The organism is Micromonospora sp. NPDC057141 (assembly GCF_042670805.1).
Lineage (GTDB): Bacteria > Actinomycetota > Actinomycetes > Mycobacteriales > Micromonosporaceae > Micromonospora.
Map to the genome: position 1 here is coordinate 21,062 of NZ_JBHUVA010000025.1, position 25,664 is coordinate 46,725.

The window sequence follows — 25,664 nt, forward strand, 5'->3', positions numbered from 1 at the left end:
TTCGAGGATCAGGGCGAGGTGCTGCGCAGAACGCTCGGCGTGCAGCTACGCGGGGTTGAGGTCGGGTGTACCGTCCGATGTGTCTGCTGGTCGGTGAGAGGCCAGCGAGGACGCCGGTCAGCCCTCTATCCGGGAGCGTCGCTGATGCCTCGTCGCCCTATACCTGCCGATCCGTCGATCGGTGATCGAATCCGGGTCCGCCGTGAGTTGCGGGGTTGGAGCATCCGGTATGCGGCCAGCCGCGCTGGCATCTCCCACACCTCGTGGTCGCGGATCGAGCGCGGTCAGCAGCGTACCGACCGGTACATGGTGGTGGACCTGGCGGCGGCTCTGGAGTGCTCGGTGGCCGATCTGACCGGGCAGGCGTACACGCCGGCCGATCGGCAGCTCGATGCGGCGCGAATCGATGCCGAACGGGTGTGGCGGATCATGATGGACACGCCGATGGTCGGCGGGCGGGAGGTGCCGGCCACCAGCGAGCAGGTGCGTCGGGAGGCGGGGCTCGTGCGTGCCCTGTACGGGCGGTGTGACTATGCCGGTGCATTGCGCAGGCTTGTCGATCTGGTGCCGGCGATGCATGGTCTGACCGATCGGCGGGCGGCGTTGGCGGAGATGGTGCCGGTCTACGGCGTGGCGATGGGTTCTCTGCTCAATGTCGGCTATCCGGCTCACGCCTGGCTCGCGGCGGAGCGCTGTGCGGAGGCGGCGGGGTTGCTGGACGATCCGGTGGCGGCGGGGGTGGCGGCGGCCAACCGTGCCCGGGTGTCGGCCTACTCGGGGGCGTACGGGCCCGCGCGGGCGTGGTGTGACGCGGCGGGTGCCGACCTCGCGGGCAGCGGGGCGGACGGGGCCCTGGACGTGCTCGGGTTCCTGCATCTCGCGCGGGCGCATCACCTTGCCGGTCTGCGTGACCGGGCGAGCGCGGAAGAGCATCTTGCCGAGGCGGCGCGGATCGCCGCGCACACGGGGGAGACCGAGAGCTGGGATCTTGCCTGGGGTCCACGGAACGTGGCGCTGTGGCGGATGGCGTTTCAGCTCGACACGGGCCGCCCGGAGGCGGCGATGCGGACGGCCGCTGGTGTCGACGCGAGCGGCCTGCCGGCGGTGCGGCAGGTCTACTTCTGGCTGGACATGAGCCGGGCCGCCGAGGCGGTCGGGCGGGACCGGGACGCGGTGCGGATGCTGCTGGCGGCGGAACGGGTCGGCTCGCAGCACGCGCGTTCGTCGACGTCGGCGCGGGAGACTGCGCGGTCGTTGCTGCGCAGGGGTGCCGCCTCGCCGGAGCTGCGGGGCCTGTGCGAGCGGATGAGCATGACCGCACAGTAGTCGTCCGATAGTGGTGCGTAGGCGTTCCAGTGGTCGCGTGTGCTGTCCGTAGCGTCCTGATCACGGGCGCGGTTGCCTTCATCTGATCGCCGCTGTGCCCCTGAGTCGGCGCGGCGGTGGCGGCCCTTCCCGGAGCCCACCGCCGCGCCCCTTCCCGAAGGGGTTGCAGATGGGCGGCACGCAGCGCGATCCAGGGCCGAGCCGGGGCGAGCAGGCGGAAGCGGAGGAACGGGAGGCGGCGAGGCGGCGGATCCTCGCGCAGGCCGAGGCCGAACGGATACCGGTCGAGGAGACGACCCGGGCGGTGCCGGACCGGCGGTGGCTTCGTGGGCAGCGGTGAGCCGCCAATAGGTCGGCGGGTGGCTCAGTGGCGGGGGCGGCGGCGGATGACGCAGCAGATGCTCGCCGACCGGCTGGGTAAGTCCAAGAGTTGGGTGGACAAGGTCGAACGTGGCGCTCGTGCCCTGGACAGGTTCTCCGTCATCCAGGACGTTGCCGAGGTGCTGCAGGTGGACGCGGCGGTGCTCCTGGGCGGTGATGTGCGGTCCCCGACGACCATCGAGCCCGAGGCGGCTGCCCGTCGAGCACCGGGCCGCGCACCTGGTCGACGTCGCGCGGGCGTACCTCCAGGTCGGTGACCTGCTGGGGGCGGGCCGCGCCCTGGTCGAGGCGGACCGGATCGCGCCGGCCGAGGTCCGGGTGCGGCCGTTGGCGCGTACGGTGATCGCCGAGGTGGCCCGGGGTGGCCCGGCACCGGCCGGCGTGGCGCACCTGGCCACGGCGATCGGCGTGACCCGATGACCGCGCCGTTCCTGTCCCTGGCGCAGATCCGCAACCGGCTCGTCCTCACCGCCCGCTGGGTCCTCCGCGACCACCGGCCCGGGTCCGACGGCCGCTGCCCGACCTGCCGAACACCCGACTGTGCTGTGGCCGCCGCCGCCCTCGACGTGCTCCGCGCCGCCACGGGGGTGCAGCTGTGGAGTGCGGCGGCCCGGCCCACCGAATCCGACCGGGACGACCCACAGTAGGCCGGACGACCTGGGACGGCGCCCGAGGCGGCCGGCTCGCCGGCAGCCGCGCCGAAGTGGCCTGTTACGGCCCGGAGGGCTTGACGTGGCCATCCGGGCGACGGCGGTGGCGGCCGACAGCCGAGGGGTTATACGGAACGAAAACCAGTTCCGTTAAGCTGGCGTCGACCCCTCGACGAAGGAGAACTCGTGGCCGTACCGAAGCGGAAGATGTCGCGGTCGAACACCCGGCACCGGCGGGCCCAGTGGAAGGCGGCCGTGCCGCAACTGACCCCCTGCCCGTGCCCGCGCAGGGAGCTGGTGGTGCCGCACCGGGCCTGCGCGCACTGCGGGCTGTACAAGGGGCGTCAGGTGGTGGAGCAGCCGTGACCGGGCGGCTTCCGGTGACGGTGCTGTCCGGGTTCCTCGGTGCCGGCAAGACGAGCCTGCTCAATCATGTGCTGGCCAACCGGGACGGGCTGCGGGTGGCGGTGATCGTCAACGACATGAGCGAGGTGAACGTCGACGCCGCGCTGGTCCGTGACGGTGGGGCGCTGTCGCGGACGGAGGAGCGGTTGGTCGAGCTGACCAACGGCTGCATCTGCTGCACGCTGCGCGACGACCTGCTCGACGAGGTGGCCCGGCTGGCCCGGCAGGGCCGCTTCGACTACCTGCTGATCGAGTCCAGCGGCATCTCCGAGCCGATGCCGGTCGCCGCGACGTTCGCCTTCGGGGTGGAGGGCGGGCAGATCCTCGACGACCTGGCCCGTCTGGACACCACCGTCACGGTGGTCGACGCGGCCGGCCTGCTGGCCATGATCGAGGCGGGCGAGAGCCTGGAGGCGCGTGGGCTGGCCGCGTACGAGGGCGACGACCGCGGCATCGCCGACCTGCTGGTCGACCAGATCGAGTTCGCCGACGTGCTGGTGGTCAACAAGACCGACCTGATCGGCGCGGCGGACCTGGCGGTGGTCGAGGCGCTGCTGACCCGGCTGAACCCGGCGGCCCGGCAGGTCCGCGCCGTGCACGGTCGGGTCTCGCCGGCGGAGATCCTCGACACCGGCCGGTTCGACCTGGAGCGGGCGGAGACCGCGCCCGGCTGGGTCGCCGAGCTCAACGGCGTGCACGTGCCGGAGACGGAGGAGTACGGCATCTCCAGCATCGTGTTCCGTGACCACCGGCCGTTCCACCCGCAGCGGCTGTGGGACCTGCTCGCCGGCGGCGTGGACGGTTACGGGGTCGTCCGGTCGAAGGGCTTCCTGTGGCTGGCCAGCCGCCCCGACGTCCAGGCGCTGTGGTCGCAGGCCGGCCCGACGGGGCGGTGCGACCCGGTCGGCGTCCCGGTGGTGGCGTCGGGGGAGTGGCCGGAGGACCCCGACGAGCGGGCCGAGTTGGAGTCCCGCTGGCATCCGGTCTTCGGCGACCGGCAGCAGGAACTCGTCCTCATCGGCGTGCACCTCGATGGCGACGGCCTGCGGGTGGCCCTGGCGGACTGCCTGCTCACCGATGCCGAGATCGCCGCCGGAGAGGACGCGTGGCGGGCGTTGCCCGACCCGTTCCCCGGCTGGGACCTCGGCGACCTGCATGACCACGCGGACCCGGTCCCGGCCTGACAGGGGCCGCCGCCCTGGCACCCGAGGATGTCGCCCGGCGGCGGCGCGACTGGTGAGCCCATTCGCGCCGCCACCCGGAGGGCGGGCGGCCCGGTGCTCATCCGCCCTGGGGTCCGCGGCGGGCGTACTTCTGGCGGAACTTCTCGACCCGGCCGGCGGTGTCGAGCAGGCGTTGCTTGCCGGTCCAGAACGGGTGGCTGGCCGAGGAGATCTGGACGTCGATGACGGGGTAGGTGTTGCCGTCGGTCCATTCGATGGTCTGGTCGCTGGTGGCGGTGGATCGGGTGAGGAAGGCGAAGTCGGCGCCCTTGTCGCGGTAGACGACGGGGCGGTAGTCGGGGTGGATGCCAGGCTTCATGCGGGTTGTGCTCCTTCGGTGTCGGTGTCGGTGTCGGTCAGCTCCTCCGCCCCGAGGGGGAAGCAGCCGGCGAACGGGTCGTGGTAGGTGCGCCAGGTCTCCTCGCCGTCGGCGAGTTCGGCGTCGGTGAGCAGGCAGCCGGCGAGGGTGCGGTGCAGGTCGACGGGGTCGATGTCGATGCCGATGAAGACGAGGTGCTGGTGCCGGTCGCCGTAGTAGGGGTCCCAGTCCAGGGCGGCGGCGAGGCGTCGCTGATCCTCGACGTGCTCCCAGCGGTCCTCGGGCAGGCTGACCAGCCAGTGCCCGAGCGAGCCCATGGCCAGGCCGCCGCCGGCGAACTCCCAGGCCACCACGGTGTCGGGTTGGCTGGCCAGCCAGAGGTGCCCCCGGGAGCGGATCAGCTCGGCGTTGACCTCCTCCAGGACGTCGTGCAGGCGCTGCGGGTGGAACGGGCGGCGGGCGCGGAAGACGGCGGAGACCACTCCGCAGTCGGGGTCTGGCTCGTGTGCGCCGAGGGGGTAGCCCTGTAGGCCGCGGGCGAGCACCCCCGGGGTTCCCGGCCGGTGCCGATGGGTGTGGCGCAGTTGGTGGGTCAGCGCGTGGGCGTCGACGAGGTCGCCGTCGACGCGAATGTGGGTTGCCCATGGTGCCATCCGCTGCAGCAGGATCGACATCCTGCTGGTGTCGAAGGCGCCTTCCCTCGACTGTCCCCAGAGCACCAGCGTGTCGGCGTACTCGATCTGGCGGACCACGACGTCGGCGAGCGCGCGGTGGTCGTCCTCGGCGGCCTGGATGCCGAGCGCGCGGAGATCGTCGGTGCTGGCGAGGCCGTCGAGCAGGTGTTCGGCGTCGAGGACGGTGACGTAGGAGTCGACGCGGATGAGGTCGGTGAATGGTGTGCCGTCGACGAGGCAGTGGGCGCAGGCGGCGGCGACGGCCTCGGGTTCCACCACCTCGGGCAGGATCAGCACCAGGTCCTGGCCGGGGTTGGTGCGGGTGAGGCGGGCGATGGTGGGCAGCACGTCCTCGCGCAGGGTGCAGGAGACGCAGCCGTGCCGCAGCACGATCTGTTCGTCCTCGACGATGCCGGCGTCGGAGCGGACCACCCGGCGGACGACGCCGTCGCGGATCCCGGCGAGGTCGTGGCGCACCAGCAGCAGCGACGGATCGGCGGCGAGCAGCGCGCGGGCGACGGCGAAGGTTGCCGTCGGCCAGAAGCCGGACAGCACGGTCAGCGACGGGCGGGTATCGGCGTCGGTTGTCACGGTGTGGGGCGGGGCCTGTGGTGACGACGACATCGGACTCCTCTCGACGTAGTTGAAAACGATTGTCATTGTAAGCACATCGGTGCCGCCGGGGCGAGCGGAGGTGTGCGGATGCGACCTCGGCCGGCTCGACGCGCTGCCGGTCTCTCCAGGGCCCGGTAGGGTGCCGGCGTGACGGACGGGTGGGCGTGGGACGAGTCCCTGTTCGAGGGTGCCGCCGCGCACTACGAGCGGGGGCGGCTGCCGTACGCGGAGGGTTTCGTGGCGGCGTTGGCCGACGAGCTCGGGCTGGACGGGTCGGGGCGGCTGCTGGACGTGGGCTGCGGCCCGGGGACGGTGACCGTGCCGCTGGCGGGATGGTTCGCCGAGGCGGTCGGGGTGGATCCCGACGCCGGGATGCTGGCGCGGGCGCGGCTGCGGGCCGCGCGCGACGGCGTGGGCAACATCCGGTGGGTACGGGCGCGGGCCGAGGACCTGCCCGCCGGGCTGGGCCGGTTCCGGGTGGTGGTGTTCGCGCAGTCGTTCCACTGGACGGTGCAGGACGCCGTCGCCGCCACGGTGCGGGGGATGCTGCCGCCGGGTGGGGCGTTCGTGCACGTCAGCGATGCCAAGGAGCCGCTGTCGGCGGCGGGGTTGCCGCATCCGGTGCCCCCGTACGCGGCGGTCGCCGAGCTGGTGCGTCGCTACCTGGGGCCGGTGCGGCGGGCGGGGCGGGGGTTCCTGCCGGACGGGACGCCGGGCGGCGAGGAGGGCGTCCTGGCCGAGGCGGGGTTCGCCGGCCCGACGCGGCTGCGGGTGCGTTCCGGGGCGGTGGCGCGGCGGTCGGTCGACGACGTGGTGGCGTGGGTGCACTCGCGGTCGGACGGGGCCCCGCAGCTGTTCGGGTCGCGGCTGGCGGAGTTCGACGCCGACCTGCGGGCCCTGCTGCTTGCGCCGTCGTCCGAGGGATGGTTCGCCGAACGGGTGCCGGACACGGAGCTGCGGATCTGGCGGGCGCCCCGGGAGCGGGGCTGACGGTCCGGGGTCGACCGGGTGGTGCCGCCGGCCGGCGCGGGGGCGGCCGGCGGCACGCAGCGGGACGGGTCGGTCAGCCGGCGGCGCTCGACGCGGCGGCGGGCGCCTGCACCGGCGGCCCCTGCACCGAGCCGCCGATGCGGCGGGCCTCGGCGAGGAGGTGGGCGCGCCAACGCCGCCACAGTGGGGTCATCCGGGAGGTCAGCAGGACGACGTCGACGGCGTCGTCCGGTAGGACCGTGCGGATGCCGAGGGCGTGGCGGGCGGGGCGCGCCGGGTCGTCGGGCAGTCGGGCGAGCAGCGTCTCGTCGTAGTCGAACAGGTGGGCGGGCGGGAACCCGGGCGGCAGTTCGCCGCCGCAGCCGAACACGGCGATCCGGGCGCCGGGCGGCACGGTGTCGCGCAGCTGGGCCAGTTCGGCGGTGACGTCGAGGGCGCGGACCCGGTTGACCGCCCGGCGGATGGCGGGCAGCTCCTGGCGCAGGTGCCAGGCGCGGGTGTCCTCCAGCTGGGGCAGGTGCCGGGCGAACCAGGCCCAGAGCAGCTCCAGCACCGGCTCGGGGTGCTTGCGCAGGATGGTCAGGACGTTGCTGGGGTTGTCGCCGGTGTCGCCGGTGGCCTCCCGGGGGTGGGGGCTGTCCACCGCCCACGCCTCGCGGCTGACCTCGAAGGCGAGGCCGTGGCGGTCCAGGCGCAGGCCCAGTTCGATGTCCTCGCCGCCCCAGGAGCGGAAGTCCTCGTCGAAGCCGCCGACCGCGTGGAAGTCCGCGGCCGGCACGGAACAGTTCAGCGACCAGAACAGCTGCCAGGCCAGGGGGACGCGGGACAGGTCGAAGGCGGTGCTGGCGAAGGTGGGATGCCGGCCGTCCTGGAAGGAGGGCAGGGCGCCGAACGCGCGGACGATCTCCTCGGGGCTGCGGTCGCGGGTCGCGGTCTCCAGGCCGGGGGTGGGATCGCCGGGCTGGTAGCCGAAGGTGTAGCCGAGGACGGCGCGGGGCGGCCCGGGGCGGGCGTGGGCGGCGAGGTGGGCGGCGAGGAAGTCGGGGCCGGGCAGCACGCCGGTGTCGACGAACGCGAGGACGTCGCCGGTGGCCAGCCGGGCGCCGGCGTTGCGGGCGGCGGCGGCGCGGAAGCCGAGGTCGGGCTGGAAGTGGTAACGCAGGCGTAGCCGGTCGGCGAACGCGTCGACGGTCTGCCGGGTGTCGTCGGTGGAGCCGTCGTCGGCGACGACGACCTCGTACCGCTCGGCGGGCATCCGCTGGTCGGCGAGCGCGGTCAGGGTGCCGCGCAGCAGGGGTGAACGGTTGTAGGTGGGGACGATGACGGAGATCAGTGGCGTTGCGGCGCCAGATGACATGGTGTGACTCCGGTACTCGGGGCGTCACAACCTAGCGGCCGGCGGCGGGGCCGAACATCAGTCGTGAGGTCCATTCATCTCCTGTTCCGGAATGCGGGACGGAGCGGCCAGGGGGCCGCATCCCGAACTGTGGGCATTGATCGTGATGTCTGGCAGGGTTGACACCATGGCCGTCCTCCTTCGTTCCCGCGTCACCGACTGGACCCTCACCGTGCCCGTGCTGGCCGTGGTGGTCCTGGCTGACCTGGGGTAGGGAGCTGTCCCCGCTGGCCGTGGGGGTGGTCGCGACGTTCCTCGCCGGGGCGGTGCTCGCGGCCGTGCACCACGCGGAGGTGTCGCGCACAAGGTGGGGGAGCCGTTCGGCTCGCTGGTCCTCGCCGTCGCGGTCACGGTGATCGAGGTGGCCCTGATCGTCACCCTGATGATCAGCGGCGGGGACAAGACGGTGTCGCTGGCCCGGGACACGGTCTTCGCCGCCGTCATGATCACCTGCAACGGCATCCTCGGTCTGTCCCTGCTGCTCGGGGCGCTGCGCCGCCGGGTGGCGGTGTTCAACCCCGAGGGCACCGGCGGGGCCCTGGCCACGGTGGCGACCCTGGCCACCCTCAGCCTGGTGGTGCCGACCTTCACCACCAGCCGGCCCGGCCCCGAGTTCTCCCCTCCGCAGCTCGTCTTCGCCGCCGTGGCGTCGCTCGCCCTGTACGGGCTGTTCGTGCTGGTGCAGACCGGCCGGCACCGCGACTACTTCCTGCCGGTCACCTCCGATGGGACCATCGTCGACGCCGACGGCGACGGGCACGCCGATCCGCCGGCGCCCGGCGCCGCCCTGGCCAGCCTGGCCATGCTGCTGGTGGCGCTGATCGCCGTGGTGGGCCTCGCGAAGATGGTGTCGCCGGCGATCGAGGCCGGGGTGTCGGCGGCGAACCTGCCGCAGGCGTTCGTCGGCGTGGTGATCGCGCTGCTGGTGCTGCTGCCGGAGACCCTCGCGGCGGCGCGCGCCGTGCGCCGCGACCGGATGCAGATCAGCCTCAACCTGGCCCTCGGGTCGGCCATGGCCAGCATCGGCCTGACCATCCCCGCCATCGCGATCGCCACGATCTGGCTCGACGGGCCGCTGCTGCTCGGGCTGGGCGGCACCCAGCTGACCCTGCTGGCGCTGACCGTCGTCACCGGCGTGCTGACCGTGGTGCCGGGCCGGGCCACCCTGCTACAGGGCGGCGTGCACCTGGTCCTGCTGGCCGCGTTCGTCTTCCTCGCCGCCAGCCCCTGACGGGCATGGCCGGTCCCCGGCTCCGGCGCGCGGCCCGCCAGTGGCGTCGCGGTCGGTCGTGTCGGGGATGGTCACCGCATCGCCGGCCGGGCATGATCGACGGGGAGCCGGGGTAGTGGACCGGTGGGACGAGCCGGGGAGGCACTGTGACGGCACGCTCGGGACGTCGGCCGGGTGGCCCGCTGGCCGGTCTGCTGGCCGCGTTGGTGCTGGCCAGCGGCTGCGTGGTCGGCGGCGTGAACGAGGGCGAGCCACAGCGGCCCCTGCCCCAGCCGACCCGCCAGCCCACCTCGCCGCAGGCGGAGCGGCAGCAGACCCGCGCCGACGGCACCACCAGCGTGGCCGAGTTCAAGGAGGACATGGCCGTCGCGGTGGACAAGGCCGAGATCTACTGGGACGCGCAGCTGCGGGCGTCCGGCCGGCGGTTCCAGCCGATCCGGCAGGTCGTGCCCTACCAGCGGGAGGGCGAGGTCTCCTGCGCCGGGCAGGCCCTGCCCCGCAACAACGCCGTGTACTGCTCGGCGGGCGACTTCATCGCGTACGACATCCGCTGGTCGGTCGCGGCGTTCCGGCAGGTCGGCGACGCGTTCCTGTACTACCTGCTCGGCCACGAGTACGCCCACGGCATCCAGGTGCGCCTCGGCATCCGCGCCAACTTCACCATCCAGCAGGAATTGCAGGCCGACTGCATGGCCGGGGCGTACATCGGCGGCTCGATCGAGGCGGGGCAGCTGCGGCTGGAGGACGGCGACCTCGACGAGTTCCGGGAGGGGCTGCTCGCCGTCGGCGACGACCCCGACCAGCCGTGGTTCGCCGAGGGGGCGCACGGCACCGCCGAGCAGCGCACCGATTCCTTCTTCCGGGGGTACGAGTCGGGCCTGTCGGCCTGCAACCTGGGCTGACCGGGGGCGTGGGCGGAGTCCGGGGTGGCCGGTGCCCCGGCCGCCGGGCGAGCCCCCGTCCCGGCCGGGACGGGCCGGCTGCAAGGATCGGGTCGACCCCGCGACGCCTGGAGGACCCCCTGAGCAGCCACCATCCGGCAGCCGTGCTCTTCGACATGGACGGCACCCTGGTCGACAGCGAGAAGCTGTGGGACGTCGCGCTGCGCGAGCTCGCCGCCGACTACGGTGCCACCCTCTCCGACGCCGGCCGCAAGGCGCTGATCGGCACCAGCATGGCCGACGCGATGCGGATCCTGCACGACGACCTCGGCCAGCCGTACCGTGACCCGCTGGCCAGCGCGGCGTGGATCGACGCCCGGATCCTGGAGCTGTTTCGCACCGGGCTGCGCTGGCGGCCCGGCGCGCTGGCGCTGCTGCGCGCCGTCCGCGCGGCGGGCATCCCGACCGCGCTGGTCACCTCCAGCGGCCGGCCGCTGGTGGAAGTGGCGCTGGACACCCTGGGCCGGGACAGCTTCGACGCGGTGGTCTGCGGCGACGAGGTGGACGCGGCGAAGCCGCACCCGGAGCCGTACCTGACGGCCGCCCGGCTGCTCGGCGTGCCGATCGCCCGGTGCGTGGCGATCGAGGATTCCCCGACCGGGGTGGCCAGCGCCCTCGCCGCGGGCGCGGCCGTGCTGGCGGTGCCGGCGGAGGTGCCGATCGCGCCGGCTGACGGCGTACACCAGATGGAAAGCCTGACCGGCGCGGACCTGGAGCTGCTCGCCGCGCTGCTCGGCACCCCGCCCGTCGACGCCGCCCCGCCCGGCGATTGACCCGGCTGCACGTGGCGATTACGCTCCGCTGCGTGTCCGGCCCCGAGGCGTCCAGACGCCAGCCACCGCTGTTCGGTGGCTGGCCCCTGATGATGTCGCGCTGAGCCTCAGCCCACGCTGAGGCGGCACGCCCGTCGCCGCGTCGCCACTGGTCTTTCTGAACGCCTTCATCGCCGCCCACGTCGTCGGGGCGGTCACCGGCAGCTTCGGCGTCCTGTTGGCCACCCGCGTCGTCGGTGCCGTGGCCAACGCCGGGTTCCTGGCCGTGGGGCTCGCCACGGCGGCCGGCCTGGCCGGGCCCCACGCCAAGGGCCGGGCCGCCTCCGCGTTGCTCGGCGGCGTCACCCTCGCCTGCGTCGCGGGGGTGCCCGCCGGTGCCGTGCTCGGAAACCTGTGGGGCTGGCGGTCGGCGTTCTGGGCCGTGGCCGCCGTCTCGGTGCCTGCCGCCTTCGCGATCCTGCGCTGCGTACCGCCCACGGCACCGGGCGCGCCCGCGCCCGACGCGTGGCGGGAACTGCGCGCGCTGCGCCGTCCCCGGCTGGCCGTGACCCTGGCCCTGGCCGCGCTGGTCAACGGCGCGACCTTCTGCACCTTCACCTACCTGGCCCCGCTGGTCACCGACGTCAGCGGGTACGGCAGAACGTGGGTGCCGGCGCTGCTGGCGGTCTTCGGCCTGGGGTCCTTCGCCGGCGTCACCATCGCCGGTCGCCTGTCGGACACCCGGCCGATGCGGGTCCTGGTGCCCGGCGGCCTGGCCCTGCTCGTCGGTTGGCTGCTGTTCGCGGCGACCGCCGCCATCGCCCCGGTCGCGTTCCTGCTCGTCCTCGTCCAGGGGACGCTGTCGTTCGCCGTCGGCGCCACACTGATCACGCAGGTGCTCTACCGGGCCGCCGACGCGCCGTCGCTGGGCGGCTCCTTCGTGACCGCCGCCCTCAACGTGGGCGCGGCCGTCGGCCCGCTGCTGGGTGGCGCCGCGATCGGCGCGGGCCTCGGCTACCGGTCCCCGCTGTGGGTCAGCGCGCTGCTGGTGGCACTGGCCCTCACGGTGGCACTGGCCCTCACGGTGGCACTGGCCCTCACGGTGGCACTGGCCCTCACGGTGGGACTGGTCCCGGCGCTCCGGCGTGGGGCCCGCGCGGACACCCCCGGTCAGCCGATCCCGTCGTAGCCCGGGCGGGCCCGGCCCGCCGCCCGCCGCCTGCCGCCCGCCGCCTCGGTCCGGCGACCGGCGTTAAGAAGGGCCACCTGCTATGCCGAAAGCGCTAACAGGGGGCCCCTCCTTGCACCGGATCAGTCGTGGGCGATCGCGCCCAGGACGTTGATCCGGGCGGCGCGGACCGCCGGCAGCGCCGCCGCGACCACCCCGATCAGCGCGGCCAGTCCGAGGAAGATCCCCATCTGTGACCAGGGCAGCACCAGGTCGGTGATCCCCTCGTCCTTCAGCGCCCGGACCACCGCCGCGCCGAGGCCGGTGCCGACCGCGACGCCGAGCAGCGCGCCGAACACGGAGATCACCACGGCCTCCACGGTGATCATCCGCATGGTCTGCGCCCGGCGCAGCCCGATCGCCCGCAGCAGCCCCAGCTCCCGGGTGCGTTCCAGCACCGACAGCGCCAGGGTGTTGACGATGCCCAGCACGGCGATCACGATCGCCAGCGCCAGCAGGATCTGGATCATCGTGAGCAGCGTGTCGAAGCCGCTGGTCTGCTGCTCGATGTAGCTGGCCCGGTCGGCCACCGACACCTCCGGGTTGTCGGCGACCAGCGCGTCGAGCTGCGGCTGCACCTGCGACACCGGCGTGCCCGGGGTCAGCCGCACCAGCGCCGAGAACGGCTGCGGGGTGGTGAACTCCGCCCCCGCCTGCCTCGGCAGGATGATCGACCCGATGGACCGGTCGTCGGGCACGACCGCCGTCACCGTGTACGTGTGCGGCCCCTCGCCCCGGGCGAACTGCGCGGTCAGCCGGTCACCCACCGACTTGCCCAGCTCCTTCGCGCCGGACACGCTCAGCGCCACCTGGTCCGGCCCCAGGGTGGCGACCGTGCCCGACTGCGGCACCGTGCTGTAGATGCGGGCCATCGCGGCCAGGTCGGTCAGCGCCACCACGTACGTCCGCTCGCCGTCGACGACCGCGTTGTCGTTGTACACGCCCAGCACCGCGTCCACCCCCGGCAGCGCGGCGGCCCGGTCCACCACCGACGGGTCGAACGTCGGCGGCCGGGGCCCCGTCTGCTCTCCCGAAATCACCAGCTGCGCGTCGACGGTGCGTTCCGCCGAGGCGGAGATGCTCGACTTCGTCGAGTCGAGGATCACCGTCACCCCGGTCACCAGGGCGATGCCGACCATCAGCGCGGCGGCGGTGATCGCCGTGCGGCGCGGGTTGCGACCCGAGTTCAGCCGGCCCAGCCGGCCCGGCACCGACCAGGCGAACAACGCGCCGAGCAGCGACACCACCGGGCGGCTGATCAGCGGGGTCAGCAGCGCCACCCCGATGAACGTGAACAGCACCCCGGCCAGGATCACCGTGAGCGTGGCCCCGCCGGCGTTGCCGGTCAACCCGACGGCCAGCAGCCCGCCGCCGAGGGCGGTGACCACCGCCCCGGAGACCGTGATCTTCGTCAACGGCCGGTCCGGGGTGGCCACGTCCTGCATCGCCGCGATCGGCGGGATGCGCGCCGCCCGCAGCGCCGGCAGCAGCGCCGCGACCACCGTGATCAGCATGCCGACGGCGAACGCGCTGACCACGGCCACCGGCGGCACCCCGATCCCGGCCAGGTCCAGCCCTCCGGCGAACCTGCCGAACGCCCAGGCCAGCAGGGCACCCACCCCGATGCCCGCGCCCAACCCGAGGACCGAGGCGACCAGGCCGACCGCGAGGGCCTCCAGCACCACCGACCCGATGATCTGCCGCCCGCTGGCACCGATGGCCCGCATCAGCGCCAGCTCCCTGGTCCGCTGCGCCACGATGATCGAGAACGTGTTGAGGATCAGGAACGTGCCCACCAGCAGCGCCACCGCGGCGAAGCCGAGCAGGACCTTGTTGAAGAAGGACAACCCCTCCTTCAGGCTGGCCGAGGCGTCGGCGGAGAGCTCCGCGCCGGTCTTGACGTCGTAGCCGGCGCCCAGCGCGCGGGCCACGTCGTCGCGCACCGCCTCCGGGCGCACCCCGTCGGCGGCCCGCACCGTCACGCTGTTGAACGTGCCGGGCTCGCCGAGCATCAGCCGCTGGGCGGCGGGCGTGGTGAACACGATCTCGTTGACGCCGCCGACGGAGTCCCGGCCGCCGCTGTAGCCGAAGATGCCGACCAGGGTGAAGTCGCGGCGCTTCGACTCGAACGCGGTCAGCGCCCCCACCCGGTCACCCACCTTGACCTTCGCCGCCTTCGCGAGGGCCGCGTTGACCACGATCTCGTCGTCGGCCTGCGGGGCACGCCCCTCGCGCAGCCGCACCAGGTCGGACTCGCCGGTCCAGTTCTGGCCGAGCTGCGGCGGACCGAACGAGGTGATCGCCTTGCCGTTGCTGCCGATCAGCCGGGCCCCGTCGGCGCTGACCACCCCCGTGGCCGACGCCACCCCGGGCACCGCCCGCACCCGGTCCACCACGTCCGCGGCGAACGGCGGGGACACCTGCTCGCCCTCGCCCTCGCTCACCGCGAGCTTCGGCTCCGCGGCCACGTTGACGTCGACGCCGGCGAACGCGTCGGCGAAGACCGCATCGAAGGACCGGCCGAGGGTGTCGGTGAGCACGAACGCGCCGGAGACGAACATGACGCCGAGCACCACGGCCAGGCCGGACAGGACCAGGCGCACCTTGCGCGCCAGGAGGCTCTTCATGGTCGCCCGGAACATCAGTTGCCCACCTTGGTGGCGGCGGGGACGTCCAGCTTCTTCATCGTGTCCAGCACCGTCTCGGCGGTCGGCTCGATCAGCTCCGACACGATCTCCCCGTCGGCGAGGAACACCACCCGGTCGGCGTACGCGGCGGCCGACGGGTCGTGGGTCACCATGACGATCGTCTGGCCGTGCTCGCGTACTGAGTTGCGTAGGAAGTTCAGCACCTCCGCGCCGGAGCGGGAGTCCAGGTTGCCCGTCGGCTCGTCGGCGAAGATCACCTCGGGACGGGCGACGAGCGCCCGCGCGCACGCCACCCGCTGCTGCTGGCCGCCGGAGAGCTGCGCCGGGCGGTGGTCGAGCCGGTCGCGCAGCCCCACCGTGTCGATCACCACGTCGTACCAGGCCGGGTCCGGCTTGCGCCCGGCGATCGACAACGGCAGCAGGATGTTCTCCTTCGCCGTCAGCGTCGGCAGCAGGTTGAACTGCTGGAAGATGAAGCCCACCTTGTCGCGGCGCAGCTTCGTCAGCCCGGCGTCGCCCAGCCCGGTCACCGTGGTGTCGCCGATCGCCACCGTGCCCCGGGTCACCGAGTCGAGGCCGGCCAGGCAGTGCATCAGTGTCGACTTGCCCGACCCCGACGGCCCCATGATCGCGGTGAACCGGCCCCGCTCGAATTCGGCGCTCACCCCCCGCAGCGCGACGACCTGCGCCTCGCCGCTGCCGTACACCTTCCACACGTCGCTTGCGCGGGCCGCGGGCTGCGCCTGCGGGCCTGTCGTCGCGGTCACGTCATCTACCTCTTCCGTCGGGCTGGGCCGCACCGGCCCCCGCTGGCCCGGTGCGGGCATGTGCCCATCCTCGGCCCCAGGTGGCGCCGAACCCTCCGACTTCGGGCGGAGCCGCAGCGGATTTCCCGCTGCGGGTGGGCCCCGATGCCGGCTCAGGGTTGCCCCTGACCGCTACGCGGTTCGCGCGCCGGCCTGCGCGGACGGCCCGGTCACCCCCGGGGGCGCACCAGACCCGACTCGTACGCGAGCACCACGGCCTGCACCCGGTCGCGCAGCCCCAGCTTCGTCAGCACATGCCCGACGTGGGTCTTCACGGTCGTCTCGCTGACCGTCAACTCCCGGGCGATCTCCGCGTTGGACAGTCCCCGCGCCACCTGCACGAGCACCTCCCGCTCGCGTTCGGTGAGCGTGTCGAGCGCCTTCGGCGGGGTCGCCGCCGGATCGGGCAGCGCGTCGGCGAAGCGATCCAGCAGCCGCTTGAGGATCCGCGGGGCGACCACCGCCTCCCCGGCGGCGACGGTGCGGATCGCGGTCACCAGGTCCTCCGCCGGCACGTCCTTGGCCAGGAAACCGCTGGCCCCGGCGCGCAGCGCCCCCACCACGTACTCGTCGAGGTCGAACGTGGTCAGGATCAGCACCCGCACCGGCAGCCGGGCGTCGACGATGGCCCGGGTCGCGGCGACCCCGTCCATCCGGGGCATCCGGATGTCCATCAGCACCACGTCCGGCAACAGCCGGCGGGACAGCTCCACCGCCTCCACCCCGTCGCCGGCCTCGGCCACGATGTCCAGCCCGTCCTCGGAGCCCAGCACCATCCGGAAGCCCGTACGCAGCAGCGGCTGGTCGTCGGCGAGCAGGATCCGCACCGGCCGTGGCGGCGTGCCCTCTGCGGTCATCTGGCGTCCCCCCGTCGCGCCGGCCCCGCCGGCTGGTCGTGGCGCGGCCCGGTCACACCGGCACCGCCCCGAGCTGCTCCACCGGGATCCTCGCGTACACCCGGTAGCCGCCGCCGGGCCGGGCCCCGGCGCGCAGCGTCCCGCCGTAGAGGCCCACCCGCTCCCGCATGCCCACCAGGCCATGCCCGATGCGGACCGCACCCGGCGCCGGCCCCCGCCCGGTGTCGGTGACCTCCACCGCCAGGTACGCCGCGCCGAACGTCAACCGCACCACCGCCGTCGCCTCCCCGGCGTGCTTGAGAGCGTTGGTCAGCGCCTCCTGCACGATCCGGTAGACGGTCAACGCCACGCCCTCCTCCAACGGCCCCGGCACGCCCTCGACGCGCAGCGTCACCGGCAGCCCCGCCTCGCGCACCTGCTCCACCAGCGGCTCGATGCCCGCCAGGCCCGGCTGCGGGGCCAGGTCGGCGGCCGGCTCGGCATCGGTGCGCAGCACGTCCAGCAGCCGGCGCAGCTCCCGCAGCGTGGCCCGGCCGGTGTCCTCGATGGTGGCGATCGCCTCGTCGGCGGCGTCCGGGTCGCGGCGCAGCACCCGCCGGGCCCCGGTGGCGAGGACCCCCATCACGCTCACGTGGTGGGCCACCACGTCGTGCAGCTCCCGGGCGATGCGCCGCCGCTCGTCGGCGACCGCCTGCTCGGCCAGGGACCGCTGGTTCTGCTCGGCCACCCGGGCCCGCTCCCGCAGCGACTGCGTGGAGGCCCGCCGGGCGTGCACCGCCCGGCCCACCGCGTACGCCACCACCGCGACGAGCAGGTTGTTGAGCACCAGGTAGGCCGGGGTGACCTCGAAGACCGCGTCGGAGGCCGGGGCGAGGACGTTGACCGCCGCCACCGGCGTCCACAGCGCCACGGCGGCCAGCGCCGCCGGGCGGGCCGGACGGTACGCCGCCATCGTGTACGTCAACGCCATGAAGGTGAGACTCTGCGTGGTCGGGGCGTGCCCGAACCCCACCGGCACCGCCAGGGTGGCCACCGCGGCGGCCACCGCCGGCCACGGCGCCACCCGGCGCAACGCCGCCGGGGCGGCGCACAGCACGCTCCAGCCCAGCGCCGCCGGCAACGGGCCGGGCCGGAAATCAACCGGCGTGAGCAGGACGAAGACGGCGTCCACCAGCAGCAGGGCGACGGCGAGGAGCGCGTCGGCGGCGAGCGGGTCGCGGCGCAGCCACGCCCTCAGCCCTGCGGTCATATCCGAACGCTAGCTGCCACCGCACGCGATCGGTCGTCGCCGACGGTGAACCCGCCCTCCTCCTCAGGGAGGAGACTCACTCGTCCGCCCCGGGCGGGCTGGGCCGGGACCGGGCGTCGACCAGCGGATCCGCCGCGGCGGCCGCCGCGGGGAACGGCGGCGGGGTGCCGCCGAAGCTCGGGCACAACGCCCGGTGGTTGCACCAGTCGCACAGCCGGCTCGGCCGGGGCCGGAAGTCCTGCCGGGCCGTGGCCGCCTCGATCGCCTGCCACAGCGCCACGACGGTGCGCTCGAACCGCGCCAGCTCCTCCGCGTCCGGGGTGTAGTCGCAGACCTCCGCGTCCTTGAGGTAGAGCAGCCGCAACACCCGGGGCACCACCCCGCGCGTGCGCCACAGCACCAGCGCGTAGAACTTCAACTGGAACAGCGCCCGCGCCTCGAACGCCTCCCGGGGCGCGCCGCCGGTCTTGTAGTCGACCACCCGCAGCGCCCCGTCCGGGGCCACGTCGAGGCGGTCCAGATAGCCCCGGATCAGCAGCTCGTCGTCGACCACCGCCGAGATCAACGCCTCCCGCTCGGCCGGCTCCAACCGGCGCGGGTCCTCCACCGCGAAGTAGCCACCCAGCAGCCCGGACGCCGACCGCAGGAACTCCGCCGTGCCGTCGGGATCGTCGGCGTCGAACAGGGCCGCCAGCTCCGGCTGCTCGGTGACCAGCTGGTCCCACTGCGGGGCCACCAGGTCACCGGCCGCCTCCGGCGTGCGCCCGGCCGCCGGCAGGTCGAACAGCCGCTCCAGCACCGCGTGCACCAGCGTGCCCCGGGCCTGCTCCACGCTGGGCCGCTCCGGCAGCCGGTCGATGCTGCGGAACCGGTAGAGCAGCGGACACGTCTTGAAGTCGGCCGCCCGCGACGGCGACAGCGACGCCCGGACCGTCGCCGGCGCCTCCGCCGTGGCCCGCGCCTGTTGCTGGTCGATCACCGGTTCCGCCGTCATGCCCGGAAGGTTAGGCCACCGGTCCGACAACCCCACCGCGCCGCTCCGACAGGTGATCGTCGGCGTCGGGTCCGTAGCATCGGGGCGATGGAGCAGCCGCAGACCGCCCGCCCGCCGCGCCGCCCCACCCGCCCCGGCCTCACCGTCGGCCGGGTCTTCGGCGTCCCCCTGCACCTCAACGGGTCGATGCTGCTGCTGACCCTGCTGGTCACCGTCACGTACGCCGAGTTCGCCCGCCGCCAGCTCGACCTGTCCCAGCTCGGCGCGTACCTGATCGGCGTCGGGTTCGTCGTGTCGCTGCTCGGCTCGGTGCTGCTGCACGAACTCGGCCACGCCCTCACCGCCCGCCGCTACGGCATCGGCGTGCGGGGCATCACCCTGGAACTGCTCGGCGGATACACCGAGATGGACCGCGACGCCCCCAGCCCCCGGGTCGACCTGTTGGTGTCGCTGGCCGGCCCGGCCGTCTCCGCGGTGCTCGGCGCCGCCGCCGTCGCCGCCACCCTGGCGCTGCCCGACGGCACCCTGACCGACCAGCTCGCCTTCCAGCTCGCCGTCAGCAACGTCATCGTCGCGCTGTTCAACCTGCTGCCCGGGCTGCCGCTGGACGGCGGCCGGGCCCTGCGGGCCGCCGTGTGGGCGCTCACCCGCGACCGGCACACCGGCACCGAGGTCGCCGGCTGGGTCGGCCGGGCGGTCGCCGTCGGCACCGCCGCGGCGACGGTCGTGCTGACCGTCAACCGGCTGCTGGCACCCCTGGCCCTGCCGCTGATGCTGCTCGTCGCGGTCACCCTGTGGCGCGGGGCCGGTCAGTCCATCCGGCTGGCCCGGATCAGCCGCCGCTTCCCGCTGATCGACCTGCGCCGGCTGGCCCGCCCCGTCCTCGCCGTACCCACCGGCACCCCGCTGGCCGAGGCACAGCGCCGCCGCGCCGAGAGCGACCGCCCCGACGCCGCGCTCGCCGTCGCCGACGGCGCCGGCCGGCCGGTCGCCCTCGTCGACCCGGCCGCCGCCGACGCCGTGCCGCCGGCCCGGCGGCCCTGGATCGCCGTCGACGCCGTCGCGCGCGCCCTGACCGGCCTGCCCGTCCTGCCGGCCGGCCTCGACGGGGAACGGGTCATGGAAGCCGTGCGGACCCACCCGGGCGCACAGTACGTCGTGACGGCAGGCGAAGATGTCGTCGGCGTTCTGCACATCGCGGACCTGGCGCAGCTCCTGGAACCCAAACGGAAGATGAACACGTGACCGCACATCCCCCCTCCCTCCCGGCCGACCCCGACGCGCCGGCGTCCGCCGACACCCCGGCGCCGACGTCCGCGCCGGCGGCACACGGCAGCGGCGCGGCGTCCGCCGCGCCGGGCCTCCGCCACGCCAGGGGGCCGTTCCGCCCCGGCGACCGGGTGCAGTTGACCGACCCGAAGGGGCGGATGCACACGGTCACCCTGGAGCCCGGCAAGGAGTTCCACACCCACCGCGGGATCCTTGCCCACGACACGCTGATCGGGCTGCCCGACGGCAGCGTGGTCACCACCTCCGGCGGCGGCACCGCGTTCCTCGCGCTGCGCCCCCTGCTGTCGGACTACGTGCTGTCCATGCCGCGCGGCGCCCAGGTGATCTACCCGAAGGACTCGGCGCAGATCGTCGCCATGGGCGACATCTTCCCCGGCGCGAAGGTCCTCGAGGCCGGCGCCGGCTCCGGCGCGCTGAGCTGCTCCCTGCTGCGGGCCGTCGGCACCACCGGCGAACTGCACTCCTACGAACTGCGCGACGACTTCGCCCAGATCGCCCGCCGCAACGTCGAGGCGTTCTTCCACGGCCCGCACCCGGCGTGGCGGCTGCACGTCGGCGACGTCGCCGACTGCGCGGAAACCGGCTTCGACCGGATCATCCTGGATATGCTCACCCCCTGGGAGACCCTCGACATGGTCGAGCGGGCCCTCGTGCCCGGCGGGGTGTTCATCGGCTACGTGGCCACCACCCCCCAGCTGTCGGAGCTGGTGGAGGCGCTGCGCGAGCGCGGCGGCTGGACCGAGCCGCGCGCCTGGGAGTCCCTGGTGCGCGACTGGCACGCCGAGGGGCTCGCCGTGCGCCCTGACCACCGGATGATCGCGCACACCGCGTTCCTCGTCTCCGCGCGCCGGCTCGCCCCCGGCGTCACCGCCCCGCCCCGGCGGCGCAAACCCAGCAAGGGCGCCGAGGCGTACGCCGAGCGCAAGCAGGCGCTGCGCGCGGCCGCCGAGGCCCGCCAGGCCGCCGCCGCCCAGGCCGCCGGGGTGCTGCCCGACACGGCGGAGGAGCGTGGGGTGGCCGGATGAGCCAGCCGGGCTTCGGCGGTCAGGACGTGCCGGCGGTCTTCCCCGACTGGTCGCCCTACCCCGACCTCGAATCGGCGGCGCGGGCCTACCTGCGGGACCCGGACGTCGCCCTGGAGGCCCTGGGCGGGGTGCTGCGCGGCGCGGCCGTGCTCGGCTTCACCCTCGAACGGTTCGTCAACGAGGTCAACGGCGTGTGGCAGGAGGTGGTGGTCTGCGACGGCAGCCGCCTCGTGCTCTGGCACGGCGAGGACGTGCCACCGGGGGAGGGGCCGCCCGGGGCGATGACCTCGTCGTTGCGGGTGGTGCCCGTCTCCACCGTCACCGAGGTCGGCTGCCGGCGGCGGCTCACCCGCACCGACGACGGCCGGATCCGGGTCGACAGCATCGACGTCTACCTGCTGCTCACCTCGCTCGACGAGGCGCCGCCCGGCGACGAGATCGGCGGGGTGCCCCGGCACGACGCGCTGCGCTTCGGCAAGACCCTCGACGACGGCGGGGCGGGGCAGATCGCCCGGCTGGAGGAGTTCGCCCGGACGGTCGCCTCCGTGGTGGGCCGGCCGCTGCTCTGAACGACGGCCGTCGGCCGCCGCGTCGGGCCGCCCCGCCCGGGGCGGCCCGGGCTGCCGCCGCGGGCTGCCCGGCGGCTCGGCCCCGGGCCGACGTCGGCGCTCAGTCGTCCACGGCGTCCGGGCCGGCGACCTCGGCGCCGTCGCCCCGCACCACGTGGATGCACTCGCCCGGACACTCCTTCGCCGAGTCGATCACCTCCAGGCGCAGGTGCCCGGGCACCCCCACCCGGCTGCCCGGGGTGAGCAGCAGCTCGCCGTCGGCGCCCTTGACGTAGGCCAGCCCGTCGACGTCGAACTCGAAGACCTCCGGCGCGTACTGCACGCACAGGCCGTCGCCCGTGCACAGGTCCTGGTCCACCCAGACCTGCAACTGGTCGGTCGCGACCTCGCTCACCGGCGCACCCCCATGTTCTCCCGTCCCACGCCACGACGGTACCCGAACGCCCCGACCAGCCCCTGCGGCCACCCTTGGCGATCAAGGTTCGGTGACGAGGGCGTTGCGTGGGACCGAATCGGCCTCATAGCGGCTAGTGTTAGGGCAGAACGTTCAAGCCCCCCGGGGAGGTGGGACGTGGCACGCAGCGACGACGCGGACTCGCGCGCCGCACGGTGGGAGAAGGAGGCCCACGATCTCTCCACGCAGGTCGCGTTCCTTCAAGAGGAACTCGCTCTGGTGCGGCGCAAGTTGACCGAAAGCCCCCGACACGTCCGGCAGCTCGAAGAGCGGCTGGCGGCCACCCAGGCACAGTTGGCGCGGCTGACCGAGAACAACGAACGGCTCGTGAGCACTCTCAAGGAGGCCCGAGCGCAGATCGTGACGCTCAAGGAGGAGATCGACCGCCTCGCGCAACCGCCGAGTGGCTACGGTGTCTTCCTGGCAGCGCACGAGGACGGCACGGTGGACGTGTTCACCGGGGGGCGCAAGCTCCGGGTGGCCGTCTCACCCTCGCTGGACGTCGCGGAGCTGCGACGTGGCCAGGAGGTCCTGCTCAACGACGCGCTCAACATCGTCGACGCGTTCGGCTTCGAGCGGGTCGGCGAGGTCGTGATGCTCAAGGAGATCCTCGCGGGTCCCGAGGGCGCTCCGGGCGACCGGGCGCTGGTGGTCTCGCACTCCGACGAGGAGCGCATCGTGCATCTCGCCGAGACCCTGATCGGCTCGCCGATCCGGGCCGGCGACTCGCTCATGATCGAGCCCCGCTCGGCGTACGCGTACGAGCGGATCCCGAAGAGCGAGGTCGAGGAGCTGGTCCTGGAGGAGGTGCCCGACGTCGACTACACCGACATCGGTGGCCTCCAGTCGCAGATCGAGCAGATCCGCGACGCGGTGGAGCTGCCCTTCCTGCACGCGGACCTGTTCCGTGAGCACCAGCTCCGTCCGCCCAAGGGCATCCTGCTCTACGGCCCGCCCGGCTGCGGCAAGACGCTCATCGCCAAGGCGGTGGCGAACTCGCTGGCCAAGAAGATCGCCGAACGGCTGGGCAAGGAGAGGCACACCAGCTTCTTCCTCAACATCAAGGGTCCCGAGCTGCTCAACAAGTACGTCGGCGAGACCGAGCGGCACATCCGGTTGATCTTCCAGCGGGCCCGGGAGAAGGCCGGCGAGGGCACGCCGGTGATCGTGTTCTTCGACGAGATGGACTCCATCTTCCGCACCCGCGGCTCCGGCGTCTCCTCCGACGTGGAGAACACCATCGTCCCCCAGCTGCTCAGCGAGATCGACGGCGTGGAGGGGCTGGAGAACGTCATCGTCATCGGCGCCTCCAACCGGGAGGATATGATCGACCCGGCCATCCTGCGACCCGGCCGGCTCGACGTGAAGATCAAGATCGAGCGGCCGGACGCCGAGGCGGCCAAGGACATCTTCTCGAAGTACATCCTCGCCGGGTTGCCGCTGCACCCGGACGACCTGGCCGAACACGGCGGCGCCCCCCAGGCCACCGTCGCCGCCATGATCGACGCGGTCGTGCTGCGGATGTACTCCGAGACCGAGGAGAACCGCTTCCTCGAGGTGACCTACGCCAACGGCGACAAGGAAGTCCTCTACTTCAAGGACTTCAACTCCGGCGCGATGATCCAGAACATCGTCGACCGGGGCAAGAAGATGGCGATCAAGGAATTCCTCACCTCCGGCCGCAAGGGCCTGCGCCTGCAGCACCTCCTCGACGCCTGCGTCGACGAGTTCCGCGAGAACGAGGACCTGCCCAACACCACCAACCCCGACGACTGGGCCCGCATCTCCGGCAAGAAGGGCGAACGGATCGTCTACATCCGCACGCTCGTCTCCGGCGGCAAGGGCACCGAGGCCGGCCGGTCGATCGAGACCGCCAGCAACACCGGCCAATACCTGTAACCCCCGACAACGCGCCCGGGGCCCGCGACAGCGACGTCGCGGGCCCCGACGCGTCCCCACGCCGGCCACGACACCGCCCCCGGCGTGGCCCGCCCGCCGCGCCCCCACACCGCGCAGCGCGGACTACGCTCGATGTGACGGGGGACCGGGTCGGCGAGCGAAGCGGGTAGGTCGATGAGCGTAAGACGGATCATGGGCACCGAGGTCGAGTACGGCATCTCCGTGCCCGGCCAGGCGGGGGCCAACCCGATGGTCACCTCCTCCCAGGTGGTCAACGCCTACGGGGCACGCCCCGAACTCAACCGGGGCGGCCGGGCCCGCTGGGACTACGAGGAGGAGTCGCCGCTGCGCGACGCCCGCGGCTTCACCTACTCCGGCGCCGCCTACGACCCCGCCGAGGCACTCGCCGACGAGGACCTCGGGCTGGCCAATGTCATACTCACCAACGGCGCCCGCCTCTACGTCGACCACGCCCACCCCGAATACTCCACTCCCGAGGTCACCAACCCCCTCGACGTGGTCCGGTGGGACAAGGCCGGCGAGCGGGTGATGGCCGAGGCGGCGCGGCGGGCCGCCACCATCCCGGGCACCCAGCCCATCCACCTCTACAAGAACAACACCGACAACAAGGGCGCCAGCTACGGCGCCCACGAGAACTACCTGATGCGCCGGCAGACGCCGTTCGCCGACATCGTCGCGTACCTGACGCCGTTCTTCGTAACCCGGCAGATCGTCTGCGGCGCCGGCCGCGTCGGCCTCGGCCAGGACGGCGGCGCCAGCGGCTTCCAGATATCCCAGCGCGCCGACTTCTTCGAGGTCGAGGTCGGCCTGGAGACGACGCTCAAGCGGCCCATCATCAACACCCGCGACGAGCCGCACGCCGACGCCGACAAATACCGCCGGCTGCACGTCATCATCGGCGACGCCAACCTGTCGGAGATCTCCACCTACCTCAAGGTCGGCGCCACCGCCCTGATCCTCACCATGATCGAGGAGAAGGCGCTCGGGCCGGACCTGGGCATCGCCGACCCGGTGGGCGAGCTGCGCGCGGTCAGCCACGACCCGTCGCTGAAGCACCGGATGCGGATGCGCGACGGGCGGCGGCTGACCGCGCTGGACGTGCAGTGGGCCTACTTCGAGCGGGTCAGCTCCTTCGTGGACGACCGGTACGGCACCGACGTCGACGCGCAGACCGCCGACGTGCTGGACCGCTGGGAGAGCGTGCTGGACCGGCTCGGCCGCGACGCTTTCGAATGCGCCGACGAGCTGGACTGGGTGGCGAAGCTGCGGGTGCTGGAGGGCTACCGGGAGCGGGAGAAGCTCGGCTGGGGTTCGCACAAGCTCCAACTGGTCGACCTGCAATATTCGGACGTGCGGCCGGAGAAGGGCCTCTACCACCGCCTCGTTCAGCGCGGGTCGATGAAGACGCTGCTGACCGACGAGCAGACCCGCACGGCCATGACCGAGCCGCCGGAGGACACCCGGGCCTACTTCCGGGGCCGCTGCCTGGCCCAGTACGCCTCCGAGGTGGTCGCCGCGAGCTGGGACTCGGTGATCTTCGACGTGGGCCGGGAGTCGCTGGTGCGGGTGCCGATGATGGAGCCGGAGCGGGGCACCCGCAAGCACGTCGGCGCCCTGTTCGACCGGTGCGTCAGCGCGAAGGACCTGCTGGAGACGTTGACCGGCGGCTGACCCTTCCGTGGCCCGAAAGCCCGCCCCGCGCCAAGCCGGCGCGCGGCGGG

General features: G+C 73.5%; 24 protein-coding genes and 2 pseudogenes. 17 read left to right on the forward strand and 9 right to left on the reverse strand.

Annotated features, from left to right (window positions below):
- Window positions 1–177: 177 nt before the first annotated feature.
- From ACFT41_RS15645 to ACFT41_RS15675, 7 genes and pseudogenes are all read left to right on the forward strand, one after another.
- Complete coding sequence (locus tag ACFT41_RS15645) at window positions 178–1,326, forward strand: helix-turn-helix domain-containing protein (RefSeq protein WP_377584577.1); 1,149 nt, start codon at window positions 178–180, stop codon at window positions 1,324–1,326.
- Window positions 1,327–1,495: 169 nt separating this feature from the next.
- Window positions 1,496–1,666 (forward strand): hypothetical protein, encoded by a 171-nt coding sequence (locus tag ACFT41_RS15650; RefSeq protein ID WP_377584531.1) that lies wholly within the window; start codon window positions 1,496–1,498, stop codon window positions 1,664–1,666.
- Window positions 1,667–1,712: 46 nt separating this feature from the next.
- Window positions 1,713–1,865, forward strand: a pseudogene (locus tag ACFT41_RS15655) (helix-turn-helix domain-containing protein); the annotation flags it as partial.
- Window positions 1,864–2,127 carry a hypothetical protein gene (locus ACFT41_RS15660; protein ID WP_377584528.1) on the forward strand — a complete coding sequence of 88 codons (264 nt, stop codon included), beginning with the start codon at window positions 1,864–1,866 and terminating at the stop codon, window positions 2,125–2,127. The pseudogene ACFT41_RS15655 and the gene ACFT41_RS15660, both read left to right, overlap by 2 nt.
- Window positions 2,124–2,354 (forward strand): hypothetical protein, encoded by a 231-nt coding sequence (locus ACFT41_RS15665; RefSeq protein WP_377584526.1) that lies wholly within the window; start codon window positions 2,124–2,126, stop codon window positions 2,352–2,354. The genes ACFT41_RS15660 and ACFT41_RS15665 overlap by 4 nt, the downstream gene beginning before the upstream one ends.
- Before the next feature lie 189 nt (window positions 2,355–2,543).
- Entirely contained in the window at window positions 2,544–2,723 is a 180-nt protein-coding gene (gene rpmF / locus ACFT41_RS15670) for a 50S ribosomal protein L32 (protein ID WP_377584523.1), read from the forward strand.
- Entirely contained in the window at window positions 2,720–3,946 is a 1,227-nt protein-coding gene (locus tag ACFT41_RS15675; RefSeq protein WP_377584520.1) for a GTP-binding protein, read from the forward strand. The genes rpmF and ACFT41_RS15675 overlap by 4 nt, the downstream gene beginning before the upstream one ends.
- A 97-nt stretch (window positions 3,947–4,043) precedes the next feature.
- Here the strand turns inward: ACFT41_RS15675 and ACFT41_RS15680 are convergent, their stop codons facing one another.
- Both ACFT41_RS15680 and ACFT41_RS15685 read right to left on the reverse strand, forming a co-directional pair.
- The gene (locus ACFT41_RS15680; protein WP_377584517.1) at window positions 4,044–4,304 is read right to left on the reverse strand and encodes a type B 50S ribosomal protein L31; all 261 of its coding nucleotides are present in this window, start codon (window positions 4,302–4,304) and stop codon (window positions 4,044–4,046) included.
- The gene (locus ACFT41_RS15685; RefSeq protein ID WP_377584515.1) at window positions 4,301–5,602 is read right to left on the reverse strand and encodes a CobW family GTP-binding protein; all 1,302 of its coding nucleotides are present in this window, start codon (window positions 5,600–5,602) and stop codon (window positions 4,301–4,303) included. The genes ACFT41_RS15680 and ACFT41_RS15685 overlap by 4 nt, the downstream gene beginning before the upstream one ends.
- A 138-nt stretch (window positions 5,603–5,740) precedes the next feature.
- On the opposite strand from ACFT41_RS15685, the gene ACFT41_RS15690 reads away from it, so the two are divergent.
- A complete protein-coding gene (locus tag ACFT41_RS15690; RefSeq protein WP_377584512.1) occupies window positions 5,741–6,583 on the forward strand; it encodes a class I SAM-dependent methyltransferase in 843 nt (280 codons plus the stop codon).
- Between the two features lie 73 nt (window positions 6,584–6,656).
- On the opposite strand, the gene ACFT41_RS15695 is transcribed toward ACFT41_RS15690, so the two are convergent.
- Window positions 6,657–7,940: a glycosyltransferase gene (locus ACFT41_RS15695; RefSeq protein WP_377584509.1), complete on the reverse strand. Its 1,284-nt coding sequence runs from the start codon at window positions 7,938–7,940 to the stop codon at window positions 6,657–6,659.
- A gap of 166 nt (window positions 7,941–8,106) precedes the next feature.
- On the opposite strand from ACFT41_RS15695, the pseudogene ACFT41_RS15700 reads away from it, so the two are divergent.
- From ACFT41_RS15700 to ACFT41_RS15715, 4 genes and pseudogenes are all read left to right on the forward strand, one after another.
- Window positions 8,107–9,210, forward strand: a pseudogene (locus ACFT41_RS15700) (calcium:proton antiporter).
- A 146-nt stretch (window positions 9,211–9,356) separates the two neighbouring features.
- A complete protein-coding gene (locus ACFT41_RS15705; RefSeq protein ID WP_377584506.1) occupies window positions 9,357–10,112 on the forward strand; it encodes a neutral zinc metallopeptidase in 756 nt (251 codons plus the stop codon).
- A gap of 143 nt (window positions 10,113–10,255) precedes the next feature.
- Window positions 10,256–10,924, forward strand: coding sequence for an HAD family hydrolase (locus tag ACFT41_RS15710; RefSeq protein ID WP_377584504.1), 669 nt, complete (start codon window positions 10,256–10,258; stop codon window positions 10,922–10,924).
- Between the two features lie 169 nt (window positions 10,925–11,093).
- Window positions 11,094–12,092 carry an MFS transporter gene (locus ACFT41_RS15715; RefSeq protein ID WP_377613897.1) on the forward strand — a complete coding sequence of 333 codons (999 nt, stop codon included), beginning with the start codon at window positions 11,094–11,096 and terminating at the stop codon, window positions 12,090–12,092.
- Window positions 12,093–12,214: 122 nt separating this feature from the next.
- Here the strand turns inward: ACFT41_RS15715 and ACFT41_RS15720 are convergent, their stop codons facing one another.
- The 5 genes from ACFT41_RS15720 to ACFT41_RS15740 form a co-directional block, all read right to left on the reverse strand.
- Window positions 12,215–14,773: an ABC transporter permease gene (locus tag ACFT41_RS15720; RefSeq protein ID WP_377584501.1), complete on the reverse strand. Its 2,559-nt coding sequence runs from the start codon at window positions 14,771–14,773 to the stop codon at window positions 12,215–12,217.
- Window positions 14,773–15,546 carry an ABC transporter ATP-binding protein gene (locus ACFT41_RS15725; RefSeq protein WP_377584498.1) on the reverse strand — a complete coding sequence of 258 codons (774 nt, stop codon included), beginning with the start codon at window positions 15,544–15,546 and terminating at the stop codon, window positions 14,773–14,775. The genes ACFT41_RS15720 and ACFT41_RS15725 overlap by 1 nt, the downstream gene beginning before the upstream one ends.
- Before the next feature lie 209 nt (window positions 15,547–15,755).
- Window positions 15,756–16,442 (reverse strand): response regulator, encoded by a 687-nt coding sequence (locus ACFT41_RS15730; RefSeq protein WP_377584495.1) that lies wholly within the window; start codon window positions 16,440–16,442, stop codon window positions 15,756–15,758.
- A gap of 52 nt (window positions 16,443–16,494) precedes the next feature.
- Window positions 16,495–17,691 (reverse strand): sensor histidine kinase, encoded by a 1,197-nt coding sequence (locus tag ACFT41_RS15735; protein WP_377584492.1) that lies wholly within the window; start codon window positions 17,689–17,691, stop codon window positions 16,495–16,497.
- A 76-nt stretch (window positions 17,692–17,767) separates the two neighbouring features.
- Window positions 17,768–18,685: a RecB family exonuclease gene (locus ACFT41_RS15740; protein WP_377584489.1), complete on the reverse strand. Its 918-nt coding sequence runs from the start codon at window positions 18,683–18,685 to the stop codon at window positions 17,768–17,770.
- 87 nt (window positions 18,686–18,772) lie between these two features.
- Between ACFT41_RS15740 and ACFT41_RS15745 the strand changes: the two genes are divergently transcribed.
- Genes ACFT41_RS15745 through ACFT41_RS15755 form a run of 3 tightly spaced genes read left to right on the forward strand, consistent with a single transcriptional unit; the run spans window position 18,773 to window position 21,569 of the window.
- Entirely contained in the window at window positions 18,773–19,930 is a 1,158-nt protein-coding gene (locus ACFT41_RS15745; RefSeq protein ID WP_377584487.1) for a M50 family metallopeptidase, read from the forward strand.
- On the forward strand, window positions 19,927–21,000 hold the full coding sequence (locus ACFT41_RS15750) for a tRNA (adenine-N1)-methyltransferase (protein ID WP_377584485.1): 1,074 nt from the start codon (window positions 19,927–19,929) through the stop codon (window positions 20,998–21,000). The genes ACFT41_RS15745 and ACFT41_RS15750 overlap by 4 nt, the downstream gene beginning before the upstream one ends.
- Window positions 20,997–21,569 carry a hypothetical protein gene (locus ACFT41_RS15755; protein WP_377584482.1) on the forward strand — a complete coding sequence of 191 codons (573 nt, stop codon included), beginning with the start codon at window positions 20,997–20,999 and terminating at the stop codon, window positions 21,567–21,569. Before ACFT41_RS15750 ends, ACFT41_RS15755 begins: the two co-directional genes overlap by 4 nt.
- 100 nt (window positions 21,570–21,669) lie before the next feature.
- Here ACFT41_RS15755 and ACFT41_RS15760 read toward each other — a convergent pair whose 3' ends face one another.
- Window positions 21,670–21,963 carry a ferredoxin gene (locus ACFT41_RS15760; RefSeq protein WP_377584480.1) on the reverse strand — a complete coding sequence of 98 codons (294 nt, stop codon included), beginning with the start codon at window positions 21,961–21,963 and terminating at the stop codon, window positions 21,670–21,672.
- A gap of 177 nt (window positions 21,964–22,140) precedes the next feature.
- Between ACFT41_RS15760 and arc the strand changes: the two genes are divergently transcribed.
- Both arc and dop read left to right on the forward strand, forming a co-directional pair.
- Window positions 22,141–23,922, forward strand: a complete 1,782-nt coding sequence (arc, locus tag ACFT41_RS15765; RefSeq protein ID WP_377584478.1) for a proteasome ATPase — start codon at window positions 22,141–22,143, stop codon at window positions 23,920–23,922.
- A gap of 174 nt (window positions 23,923–24,096) precedes the next feature.
- The gene (gene dop, locus ACFT41_RS15770) at window positions 24,097–25,614 is read left to right on the forward strand and encodes a depupylase/deamidase Dop (RefSeq protein ID WP_377584475.1); all 1,518 of its coding nucleotides are present in this window, start codon (window positions 24,097–24,099) and stop codon (window positions 25,612–25,614) included.
- The last annotated feature ends 50 nt before the right edge of the window (window positions 25,615–25,664 follow it).